The 10,525-nt window shown below is 71.3% G+C and carries 11 protein-coding genes; 5 read left to right on the top strand and 6 right to left on the bottom strand.

The window, feature by feature from the left end; translation table 11 throughout:
• Nucleotides 1-214: 214 nt before the first annotated feature.
• Together ACIG5F_RS48970 and ACIG5F_RS48965 are read right to left on the bottom strand one after the other, a co-directional pair.
• The gene (locus tag ACIG5F_RS48970; protein ID WP_396527235.1) at nt 215-829 is read right to left on the bottom strand and encodes an alpha/beta family hydrolase; all 615 of its coding nucleotides are present in this window, start codon (nt 827-829) and stop codon (nt 215-217) included.
• Nucleotides 826-1,584, bottom strand: coding sequence for an SOS response-associated peptidase (locus tag ACIG5F_RS48965; protein ID WP_396527234.1), 759 nt, complete (start codon nt 1,582-1,584; stop codon nt 826-828). Before ACIG5F_RS48965 ends, ACIG5F_RS48970 begins: the two co-directional genes overlap by 4 nt.
• Nucleotides 1,585-1,667: 83 nt before the next feature.
• Here ACIG5F_RS48965 and aroA point away from each other — a divergent pair, with 83 nt between their 5' ends.
• The 4 genes from aroA to ACIG5F_RS48945 are packed head-to-tail and all read left to right on the top strand — an operon-like array spanning nt 1,668 to nt 5,610.
• Nucleotides 1,668-2,975, top strand: coding sequence for a 3-phosphoshikimate 1-carboxyvinyltransferase (gene aroA / locus ACIG5F_RS48960; RefSeq protein ID WP_396527233.1), 1,308 nt, complete (start codon nt 1,668-1,670; stop codon nt 2,973-2,975).
• Nucleotides 2,972-3,979 (top strand): ribosome small subunit-dependent GTPase A, encoded by a 1,008-nt coding sequence (rsgA, locus tag ACIG5F_RS48955; RefSeq protein WP_396527232.1) that lies wholly within the window; start codon nt 2,972-2,974, stop codon nt 3,977-3,979. The genes aroA and rsgA overlap by 4 nt, the downstream gene beginning before the upstream one ends.
• Before the next feature lie 6 nt (nt 3,980-3,985).
• Entirely contained in the window at nt 3,986-4,789 is an 804-nt protein-coding gene (locus ACIG5F_RS48950) for a 16S rRNA methyltransferase (RefSeq protein ID WP_396527231.1), read from the top strand.
• A complete protein-coding gene (locus ACIG5F_RS48945) occupies nt 4,786-5,610 on the top strand; it encodes a hypothetical protein (protein ID WP_396527230.1) in 825 nt (274 codons plus the stop codon). The genes ACIG5F_RS48950 and ACIG5F_RS48945 overlap by 4 nt, the downstream gene beginning before the upstream one ends.
• Nucleotides 5,611-5,704: 94 nt before the next feature.
• On the opposite strand, the gene pruA is transcribed toward ACIG5F_RS48945, so the two are convergent.
• From pruA to ACIG5F_RS48930, 3 genes are read right to left on the bottom strand one after another with little or no spacing between them, the layout of a single operon-like run.
• Entirely contained in the window at nt 5,705-7,333 is a 1,629-nt protein-coding gene (gene pruA / locus ACIG5F_RS48940) for an L-glutamate gamma-semialdehyde dehydrogenase (protein WP_396527229.1), read from the bottom strand.
• A 7-nt stretch (nt 7,334-7,340) separates the two neighbouring features.
• Complete coding sequence (locus ACIG5F_RS48935; protein WP_396527228.1) at nt 7,341-7,844, bottom strand: DUF6912 family protein; 504 nt, start codon at nt 7,842-7,844, stop codon at nt 7,341-7,343.
• On the bottom strand, nt 7,841-9,238 hold the full coding sequence (locus ACIG5F_RS48930) for a wax ester/triacylglycerol synthase family O-acyltransferase (protein WP_396527227.1): 1,398 nt from the start codon (nt 9,236-9,238) through the stop codon (nt 7,841-7,843). Before ACIG5F_RS48930 ends, ACIG5F_RS48935 begins: the two co-directional genes overlap by 4 nt.
• A gap of 46 nt (nt 9,239-9,284) precedes the next feature.
• Here ACIG5F_RS48930 and ACIG5F_RS48925 point away from each other — a divergent pair, with 46 nt between their 5' ends.
• Entirely contained in the window at nt 9,285-10,067 is a 783-nt protein-coding gene (locus tag ACIG5F_RS48925; RefSeq protein WP_396527226.1) for a TrmH family RNA methyltransferase, read from the top strand.
• Here the strand turns inward: ACIG5F_RS48925 and ACIG5F_RS48920 are convergent.
• Entirely contained in the window at nt 10,039-10,266 is a 228-nt protein-coding gene (locus ACIG5F_RS48920) for a hypothetical protein (RefSeq protein WP_396527225.1), read from the bottom strand. The two genes, ACIG5F_RS48925 and ACIG5F_RS48920, sit on opposite strands and share 29 nt — an antisense overlap.
• Nucleotides 10,267-10,525 lie beyond the last annotated feature (259 nt).

Here is a 10,525-nt window from a genome sequence, read left to right as displayed (position 1 = left end):
CATAAGCTTGTTGCGTATCGAGGCAGGCGGAGCCTGCCCGATAGCGCCTTGATACGCCATCGCCCAGAGGTCTCCGCGTAAAATCCACCCGGAGTAGCCTGGATAACGCCCCCTCAAACACCCCCACCCCTCACCGCAATCCCCACCCCCGGCAACCGCGCGGCGCGGGCACAAGAACCACACCCGCACCCACAACCACACCCACCAAAAACCCTCAAGCGTCAAGCGTGTGAAGAACCCGGTTCAACCATTCCTCCACAGCCTTGGTGACGCCGTTGACGTCGGCCTTGAGGGAGTGGTCACCAGCCAGGACGACCACCTCGCGGTGGTGGGCGGCTGAGGGCATGCCGAAGGGGTCGCGGGAGCCTTGCACGACGAGCGTGGGGGCCTCGACGGCGTCGAGTTCGGGGAGGCGGGTCTTGTCGGGCTTGCCGGGGGGATGGACGGGGAACGCGAGGCAGAGGACGGCAACGGCCTGGCCGTCGGTGCTGGTGCGGCAGGCGACGCGGGCGCCGCTGGAGCGGCCGCCGAACAGGAGGGGCAGGCCGTCGAACCAGCGTTGGCCCAGCTCTTCAGCCACAGCGAGCCACGCGGTGTCGAGCTGCCGAGCGGGTGCGGGGGCCCGGCGGCCGGCGACGCGGTAGGGCTGCTCGACCAGGGCGACGTGGACGCCGGCGGCGGTGGCGGCGCGGGTGGCGGCGACGAGGTCGGGGGCGTCGACGCCCCCGCCGGCGCCGTGGCCGAGCAGCAGGGCGGCTCGGCTCTCGGCGGCGCAGTGCAGCTCGGCCCGGGCGGGCCCGAAGGGCGTCTCGACCTCGGTCCTGGTCACGAGAAGAGGTCCAGCTCGGCGACCTCGGGCTCGGGCTCGGCCCGCACGAGCAGGTCGGGCCCGTTGTTGCGGATGCTGTTCACGGCGGTGGACACGGGCCGCAGCTCGAATCGGGAGACGATCTCCTGGGACGGCGCGAGCAGCTCGGCGACGTCGTCGCTGCCCTTGTCGGGGGCGAGCCACTGCTCGATCGACTCCCGGGGCAGCACCAGCGGCATCCGCTCATGGACCTCGGCCAGCGGCCCGAAGGCGTCGGTGGTGAGCACGGCGCAGGTGACCAGCCACGGCGAGTCCGGCTCGTTGGGGTCCCGCCAGGCGGTCCACAGCCCGGCCATGGCCAGGCTGGAGCCGTCGGGGTTGGTGATGTAGAACGGCTCCTTCGCGCCGCCGTCCCGCTTCCACTCGAACCAGCCGTCGGCCGGCAGGATGCAGCGCCGCCGGGCCATCGAGTCCCGGTAGGCCGGCTTGGTCGCGGCGGTCTCGGACCGGGCGTTGATCATCTTCACGCCCACGTTGCGGTCCTTGGACCAGGTCGGGACCAGGCCCCAGCGCATCACGCGGATGCTGCGCACCACGGAGTCCGGGTCGGGCTTGCCCTCCTCGTCACGAGGATGGCGCGCCACGATCGCCAGCACCGGCTTCGTCGGCGCGACGTTGTAGTCCGCGCCCGGCGCCTCCGACTCGGTCGCGTCCAGCGCGTCGAACTCGACGGCCAGCGTCGCCGGGTCCTTCGTGGAGGCATACCTGCCGCACACCCCTGACCACCTCCGAATCCATCGTCGCACGTCACGGCCCCCGAGGGGGAACACGAGCCGCCGAGTAGGGAATCATCACCCCCATGACGCAGCCGTGGCCAACCCCGTCCGTCACCGAGCCCGTGCGCGCGACCGTGCCCGTGCCCGGTTCCAAGTCGATCACCAATCGTGCCCTGTTGCTCGCGGCGCTCGCCGACGGCCCCGCTGTGTCGGCGTCCGACCCCGCGAACCGGACCTCGGTGATACACCTGCCGCTGCGCAGCCGCGACACCCAGCTGATGGCGGCGGCGTTGCGCTCGCTGGGGGTTCGCGTGGCCGACGGCCACCAGGGCGCGTGGGAGGTCACGCCTGGTCCGCTGCGCGGCGACGCGGACCTGGACTGCGGCCTGGCCGGCACGGTGATGCGGTTCGTGCCGCCAGCCGCGGCGCTGGCCGAGGGCGACGTCCGCTTCGACGGTGACGAGGCGGCCCGGGTCCGGCCGATGAACACAGTCCTTGACTCGCTGCGCACGCTCGGCGCGTCCGTGGACGGCGACTCGCTGCCGTTCACGGTGCACGGCACGGGCTCGATGCGCGGCGGCAGCGTGACCATCGACGCGTCGGGGTCCTCGCAGTTCGTCTCGGCGCTGCTGCTGTCCGGCGCACGCTACGAGCAGGGCGTCACCGTGCTGCACGACGGCAAGCCGGTGCCCTCGCTGCCGCACATCGAGATGACCATCGAGATGTTGCGGGCCGTGGGCGTCGAGGTCGACGACAGCGAGCCCAACCGATGGACGGTCGCGCCGGGCGTCATCCGGGCCCGGGACTGGCGGATCGAGCCGGACCTGTCCAACGCCGCCGCGTTCCTGGCCGCCGCGGCGGCCACCGGCGGCACGGTCGTCATCCCGGACTGGCCGCTGGTCACCACGCAGCCCGGCGACGTCATGCGCGACGTGCTGGCCCAGATGGGCTGCGGGGTGTCGCTGTCGGACAACGGCCTCACCGTCACCGGTCCGCAGCGCCCCACCGGCATCGACATCGACCTGCACGAAGCCTCCGAGCTGACGCCGACCGTCGCGGCGATCGCGGTTCTGGCCGACAGCCCGACCCAAATCCGCGGCGTCGCGCACATCCGCGGTCACGAGACGGACCGGCTGGCCGCGCTGACCGCGGAGATCCGGGGCATCGGCGGCGACGCCGACGAGACCGAGGACGGCCTGGTCATCCGGCCGGCGAAGCTCACGGGCGGCCTCTGGCACGCCTACGCCGACCACCGCATGGCCACCGCCGGCGCCATCATCGGCCTTCGCGTCCCCGGCATCTCCGTGGACGACATCGCGACCACCAACAAGACCATCCCGGACTTCCCCGGCATGTGGGCGGCCATGCTCCAGCTGGCGGAGCGGGTGTGACGCGCGGCGACTGGCGTCGGCTCGACGAGTCCGACGTCAAGGTCCGCCCCGGCAAGGGGTCGCGGCCGCGCAGCAAGAAGCGGCCCGACCACGCCGACGCCGAGTCGGGCATGGTGGTCGGCGTCGACCGCGGCCGCTGGACGGTGGCGCTGGACGGCGACCCGGACCGCAAGGTGACCGCAATGCGGGCCCGCGAGATGGGCCGCACCTCGGTGGTCATCGGCGACGAGGTCGACCTGGTCGGCGACACCTCGGGCCAGCCGGACACGCTGTCCCGGATCGTGCGCCGCCAGCCCCGCAGCAGCGTGCTGCGCCGCACCGCCGACGACACCGACCCGTTCGAACGGGTCGTGGTGGCCAACGCCGAGCAGCTGATCATCGTCTCGGCGCTGGCCGACCCGCCGCCGCGGACCGGCTTCATCGACCGGTGCCTGGTCGCCGCCTACGCCGGCGGCCTGACGCCGGTGCTGTGCCTGACCAAGTCCGACCTGGCCCCGCCGGACGAGATCCTGGCCGTCTACGCCGAGCTCGACCTGCCGGTGGTCGTCACCCGATCGGACCGCGAACCGAACACCCTCGCCGAACGTCTTGACGGTCGGGTGTCCGCGCTTATCGGCCACTCCGGGGTCGGCAAGTCGACGCTGGTGAACAAGCTGGTGCCGGCGGCCGAGCGGGCCACCGGCGTGGTCAGCGGCGTGGGCAAGGGCCGGCACACCTCGACGTCGGCGGTGGCGTTCCCGCTGCCGGCCGGCGGTTGGGTGGTCGACACACCGGGCATCCGGTCGTTCGGGCTGGCCCACATCACGCCGGACGACATAGTGGCGGCCTTCCCCGGCATGGCCGAGGCGGCCGAGGAGTGCCCGTCCGGCTGCGGGCACCTGGGGCCGCCGGAGGACCCGGACTGCATGTTGGACACGGTCGTGGCCGAGGGGCTGGCGACCGAGGGACGCCTGCGTTCGCTGCGTAGGCTGCTGGCCTCGCGGGCGGGGCTGGCCGAGGAGTAGGTAGTGGTGGAAGAGGAGAAGCTGGCGAAGGTGCTGGTGGCGGTGCGGGACAGCGCCCGCTACGCCAGCGTCGCCGACGACACCGTGCGCCGCATCGCGACCGCGTCGCTGACCGCGGCGCGCGGCGACGTGAACGACGCGGTGAAGCGCACCAAGCGCGGGCTGCACGAGATCTTCGGCGCGTACCTGCCGAGCACGCCCCGGTACGACAAGATGCTCGGCCTGCTGCGCGAGGCCGAGGGCCGGGACCAGATCCGGGACGTGCTGTCCCGGACGATGTCCTCGCACGCCTCCACCAAGGAGCGGCTGCCCATCCTGGACGAGTTCTACGGCGCGATCTTCGAGCGGCTGCCGGAGCCGCCGAAGGTGATCGCCGACCTGGCCTGCGGCATGAACCCGCTGACCGTGGAGTGGATGCCGGTCGGCGAGGACGTGGTCTACCGGGCCTCGGACATCGACAGCCGGCTGATGGCGTTCCTGGACGAGGCGCTGACCGTGCTGGGCGTGCCGCACGAGGTCGCCGTGCACGACCTGCTGACCGGCCCCGATCCCGCGCCGGCCGACGTGACGCTGCTGCTCAAGGCCGTGCCGTGCATCGAGACCCAGCAGAAGAAGCTGGGCTGGAACCTGATCGACGCCATCAACTCGCCGGTGGTTGTGGTCAGCTTCCCGACCAAGACGCTCGGGCAGCGGTCCAAGGGCATGTACCGGACCTATTCCAGCGGCTTCGCCGCGCACGCCGAGGGCCGGCCGTGGCAGGTCGAGGAGCTGGAGTTCGGCAACGAGCTGGTCTACGTGGTTCAGAAGTGATCGCCAGGATCGCCGTCGCCGCCGTCGCCCTGCTGGCCCTGTCGGCGTGTTCGTCGAGCGTCGACGGTTCCGCCGCATCGGATCCGGCGGTCGCACCGCCGGCCCAGGCCGCGCTGCCGGACCTGTCCAAGGCGGTGACCGCGAAGCTGTCCGGCCCGGGCTCCGCGAAGTTCACCGTGGACTCCACCACCGAGCTGCTCGCCGCCAAGTCCGTGACCTCGGTGACCGGCGCGTTCCGCCGTGACGACCAGGGCCTGTGGATGACGGCGACGCTGACCGTGAAGTCCCCGGACGCCAGCACGATGTCGTTCGTGCTCACCCCGACCGCCGTCTACGTGCGACTGCCGGCCGACCAGAAACTGCCGCCGGACAAGCCCTGGGTGCGGGCCACCGACGGCGGCTCCGACGCCTTCTCGCAGCAGTTCGCCCCGCTGTTCGCGTCGCTGAAGCAGTCCACCCTGACGCCGTTCGCGGTGCCGCTGGACGCCTCGTCGACCTCAGTCACCGGCTCCGATGTGCAGCCCGTGGGCGTGGTCCCGGCGCGGCACTACGTGTTGAAGACGGATCTCACCGCGATGGCCAAGACGCTGCCCGACGGGCCGCTGAAGGACACCACCCTGCTGGAGGCCAAGCTCGGCGCCATGGTCGACGAGCTCTGGGTCGGCAACGGCAACCTGCCCCTGCGCTCGGAGTCCAAACTGGACGTGCCCGCCACCACCGGCACGCTCACCGTCAGCCGCACCTACTCCGCCTGGGGCCAGCCGGTCGACGTCCCCGTCCCCCCCGACTCCCAACTCTCCCCACCCCCCGCAGGCAGCTGACCCCTCATTTGTCGCTTGGAAGGGGGCTTTCCTCCACTCGGAGTGTAGGAAAGCCCCCTTCCAAGCGCCTCAGCTGTCCTTCTGTGCGTCAGCGTCAGCCCATGTGGGGGTAGCCGTGGGTGGTGGGCGGGACGAGGGTCTCCTTGACCGAGCGGGGGCTGGTCCAGCGGGTCAGGTTGAGGATCGAGCCGGCCTTGTCGTTGGTGCCCGAGGAGCGGCTGCCGCCGAAGGGCTGCTGCCCGACCACGGCCCCGGTCGGCTTGTCGTTGACGTAGAAATTGCCGGCGGAGAAGCGCAGCGCCCGGTGCGCCTGCTCGATCGCGGCGCGGTCGGTGGCGAAGATCGCGCCGGTCAGCGCGTACGGGGTCGAGGTGTCGACCAGGTCCAGCACCGAGGCGAAGTCGTTGTCCTCGTAGACGTGCACGGACAGGATCGGCCCGAAGTACTCGGTGGTGAACACGTCGTGCCGCGGGTCCTCGCCGACCAGCACGGTCGGCTGCACGAAGTAGCCGACGCGGTCGTCGGCGACGCCGCCGACGAGGATGTCGACGAGCCGCTCGTTGCGTACCCGCTCGAACAGCTCGCTGTGCTTGCCGAACGCCCGCGAGTCGATGACGGCCCCGCCGAAGTGGGAGAAGTCGGTGACGTCGCCGTAGCTGAGGCTGCGGGTCACGTCGGCGAGCTGGTCGCGCACACCGCCCTCCCACAGCGAGCGAGCGATGTACGCCCGCGAGGCCGCCGAGCATTTCTGGCCCTGGTACTCGAAAGCGCCCCGGACCAGGGCCGTGACCAGCGCGTCGGGCTCGGCCGAGGGATGCGCGACGACGAAGTCCTTGCCGCCGGTCTCGCCGACGATGCGCGGGTAGGCCCAGTAGTGGTCGAGGTTGTCGGCCATGGTCCGCCACAGCCGTTTGAAGGTGGCGGTCGAGCCGGTGAAGTGCAGGCCGGCGAAGTCCCGGTCGGCCAGCGCCACCTCGCTGACCGCGGCGCCGTCGCCGGTGACCATGTTGACCACGCCGGGCGGCAGGCCGGCCGCCTCCAGCAGCTGCATGGTGAAGTGCGCGGCCAGCTGCTGCGTCGGCGACGGCTTCCACACCACGGTGTTGCCCATCAGCGCCGGCGACATCGGCAGGTTGCCGGCGATGGCGGTGAAGTTGAACGGCGTGATCGCCACGACGAACCCGTCCAGCGGGCGGTGGTCGAACCGGTTCCACACGCCGGGGCTGGACTGGGGCTGCTCGGCGATCAGCTGCCGGGCGAAGTGGGCGTTGAACCGGAAGAAGTCGATCAGCTCGCAGGCCGAGTCGATCTCCGCCTGCTGCACCGACTTGGACTGGCCGAGGATCGTGGCGGCGTTGAGCGTGTCCCGCCACGGGCCGGCCAGCAGGTCGGCGGCGCGCAGCAGCACCGCCGCGCGCTCGTCGAAGGGCAGCTCGCGCCAGGCGGGCGCGGCGTCCTTGGCCGCCTGCACGGCATCGGCCACGTCGTCCTTGGTGGCCTGCGCCGTCACGCCCAGCACGTGGGCGTGATCGTGCGGCTGGACCACGTCGACCGGCTCGCCGGCGGCCATCCGCCGCCGGCCGCCGATCGTCATGGTCAGTTCGTGTCGACTGCCTTCGAGCTCGGCCACGCGGCGCTGGAGCGACTCGCGTTCGGCGCTGCCGGGGGCGTAGGAGCGAACCGGCTCGTTGTACGGCTGGGGTACCGAGGTGACCGCGTCCATGGACCCATCACATCAGCTCCAGCAGGAATGGCAACTCCTGCGGCGCGTACCAGGCCAGGGCGTGGTCCTCGGCGCTGCCCACGGTGAACTCCGCGTCCGGGTCGCCGAGATCGGCCGCGTCGACCACGGCCGAGGCGGCCCGCACCGCCGGCTCCGCGTCGGCGGTGTCCACGTGCACCGAGGCGATCATCTTCATGGTCACCGTGCCCGGCACCTTGACCACCGAGTAGTCCAGGTCCGGCCGCAGCTTCACGTCGTCGACGTCGGCGGCGATCACCGCCCGGCGGGGCAGCGCCTCCGGGTTCTCCGACAGCTCCGCGGCCAGCAGCCGCAGCGAGGCGCGGGCCGCGTCCAGCATCGCGGCGTACTCCATGTCCTCGGTGTCGCCCGAGGAATAGGACTCGCGCAGCGCCGGGGTCAACGCGAAGGCGGTTCCGCCGACCGGGCGGAACTCCTCGTCGGCCACCAGCTGGTGCAGCGATCCGAGTGTGGCGGGCAGGAACACCCTCATGACGTGGCCACCGTTCCCACGAGTTCTTCCAACGACTCCTCGACCATCCCGGCCACGACGTCCACATCGGACATCGCGTCCCGGTCGGCGTTCAGTCCGAAGTAGACACCTCCGTCGTAGGAGGTGACCCCGATGGACAACGCCTGGTTCTTGGCCAGCGGCACGATCGGGAACATCTCGATCATCTTCGCACCGGCCGCGTACAGCGGGACCTGCGGGCCCGGCACGTTCGTCACCACCACGTTGAAGATGCGGCGGGAGAACGAGCTGGCCGCACGCGCTCCTAACGCGTGCAGCGTGGGCGGCGTGATGCCGCCCACGCGGACCAGGGTGTCGGCGGCGACCGACTGACCGGATTCCTTGTGCGCGCGCATGGCGTGACTGATGTGGTGCAGCCGAACCACCGGATTCGGCTCACCCACCGGCAGGTCCACCAGGTAGGCCTGCACCTTGCTGCCTACGCCGTTCTCCGACTCCATGTCGCGCACCGACAGCGGCACCAGCGCGCGGATCGTCGCGTACGAGTTGACGGCTTCGCCCCGGGACAGCAGCCAGTTCCGCAGCGCCCCCGACACGGTTGCCAAAACCACGTCGTTGACAGTGCCGCCGTGGGCCTTGCGGACCGCGCGGAAGTCGTCGAGCTTGGTTCGGGTCGTCGCGAACCGCCGCTGGTGCGAGATGCGGACGTTGAGCGGGCTGCCCGGCGCCGGCCGGGCCGCCGCCTTCACCGCCGACACCACGCCGGTGAACGCCTCGGCCACCTTCTGCACCGTCGCCGCCGCGTCCAGCGCCGCCGACCGGGCGTTCTCCACCAGCTCGCCCGGCCGCTGCACCATCTCGGCCACCGCGTCGAAGATCAGCTGCGGCGCGCCCGGCTCGGGCTGCGGCATCCACAGGTTCTCGGCAGGCGGCCTCGGCGTGGCCGAGACGTCCAGGATCACCTGCCCCAACTCGACCGCGCCGATGCCGTCCACCATGGCGTGATGGGTCTTGGTGATCACCGCGATGCGGTTGCGTTCCAGGCCCTCGACCAGGTACGTCTCCCACAGCGGGCGGGTGTGGTCCAGCGGCCGGGACATCAGGCGCGCGGCCAGGTCGTTGAGCTGCTCGTCACTGCCCGGTTTGGGCAGCGCCGAGCGGCGCACGTGGTAGGTGACGTCGAAGTCCGGGTCGTCGGCCCACACCGGGCGGGCCAACCGGCCCGGCACCTGGACCACCTTCTGCCGGTAGCGGGGAACCAGCGCCAGCCGCTGCTCGATCAGCGCTACCAGGCTGTCGTAGTCGAAGCCGGTCCGGGGCTTGCGGAAGACCGCGATCCCGCCGACGTGCATCGGGGTCGTCTGGTCTTCCAGGTACAGGAACGACGCGTCCAGCGCCGAGAGGCGGTCCGGCATGGTGCCGATCCTGGCACATCCGTACCGCTGTGCCATCCTGCTTGGCGTGCGTGAGGTCCCCGGTGTCGACAATGTCTCCCCCAAGGATCGGTTCGTCACGGTCTACGGGCGCAAGCCGGTGCTGGAGGCGTTGGCCGACGATGGTCTGTCCGTCGACAAGGTCGTGCTCGCCGACACCGCCCGGGGGCCGGCGGCGCGGGAGATCCTCGACGCCGCCCGGGCCCGGGGCGTCCAGGTCCAGCGGGCGTCCGCGCAGCGGGTGAAGGTGCTCGCCGGCAACGGCAAGCAGGACCAGGGCGTGCTGGCCGACGTCGTCGCGCCCCGGATGCGCACGTTGGGTGCGGCCTTGGGCGACCGTCGCCCGCCTTCCTCGGTGCTGCTGCTCGACGGCATCACCACTCCCGCCAACGTCGGCATGATCCTGCGCACCGCCACCGCCGCCGGGCTCGAAGGCATCGTCGTTCCCCGCAAGGGCGTGGCCGGGATCGACCCCCTTGTCGTCAAGGCCTCCGCCGGCGTCGCCTTCACCGCGCCCGTGCTTCGCTGCTACACCGCCGAGGAGGCCGCCGGGCTGCTGCGCTCCGCCGGCTACACCCTCATCGCCATGGACGCCGGCGCCCGCAACACCGTGTTCACCGCCGACTTCCCGGCCAAGGTCGCCTTCGTGCTCGGCAGCGAGACCTCCGGCGTCACCGACGGCGTGCGCCCCCTGATCAACCGCTGGGTCTCCATTCCCATGTCCGGCGGCGTCGAGTCCCTCAACGTCGCCAGCGCCGCCGCCGTGCTCTGCTTCGAACTCGTCAGGCGGTCTCGACCCGATAGTCGATGATCCGGCTCTTCGCGCACATCGCCGTCGACCCCCTCGCGTCGGCCAGTGGTCCCCGCACCGTCCACCCTCCCTGCGGCCACCTCGGATCCCCGCACTGCGCGATCACCCGGTACACCGGCATCGGGCAGTGAGCCGTCACCGACTGCCCGCCCGCCGACACCGCGAACGTGAACGCGCAGGCCACAAGCAACCCGTCCATGCCCTTGGACGCTAGCTAATCTCCCGGGTCATGGCGGGGTCGTTCCCCCGACCGAGGGATGCGGTTATTGGTGGGCGATCTAGGGGTCTGAGGGGTGGAGGTTGTTGGGGGTTGCGGGGTTCTGCGGTGGGGGGTTGGGGTTGTTGTGTGGTTGGGGATGGGGTGGGGCGGTTGGTTGGTGGCTCCGGGTGGATTTTGTGTGGAGACCTCTGGGCGATGGCGTATCAAGGCGCTATCGGGCAGGCTCCGCCTGCCTCGA

Source organism: Kutzneria sp. NPDC052558, from assembly GCF_044547355.1.
GTDB lineage: Bacteria > Actinomycetota > Actinomycetes > Mycobacteriales > Pseudonocardiaceae > Kutzneria.
Note: the sequence above shows the minus strand (reverse complement) of the source record. Positions and strands in the feature narration are given on the sequence as shown.

Bases quoted from the DNA above. Each gene is read 5' to 3' on its own strand.
- ACIG5F_RS48935 (WP_396527228.1), bottom strand. From the start codon at position 7,844: ATGAGGGTGTTCCTGCCCGCCACACTCGGATCGCTGCACCAGCTGGTG.
- ACIG5F_RS48920 (WP_396527225.1), bottom strand. From the start codon at position 10,266: ATGGACGGGTTGCTTGTGGCCTGCGCGTTCACGTTCGCGGTGTCGGCG.
- aroA (WP_396527233.1), top strand. From the start codon at position 1,668: ATGACGCAGCCGTGGCCAACCCCGTCCGTCACCGAGCCCGTGCGCGCG.
- ACIG5F_RS48930 (WP_396527227.1), bottom strand. From the start codon at position 9,238: ATGCCGGACCGCCTCTCGGCGCTGGACGCGTCGTTCCTGTACCTGGAA.
- pruA (WP_396527229.1), bottom strand. From the start codon at position 7,333: ATGGACGCGGTCACCTCGGTACCCCAGCCGTACAACGAGCCGGTTCGC.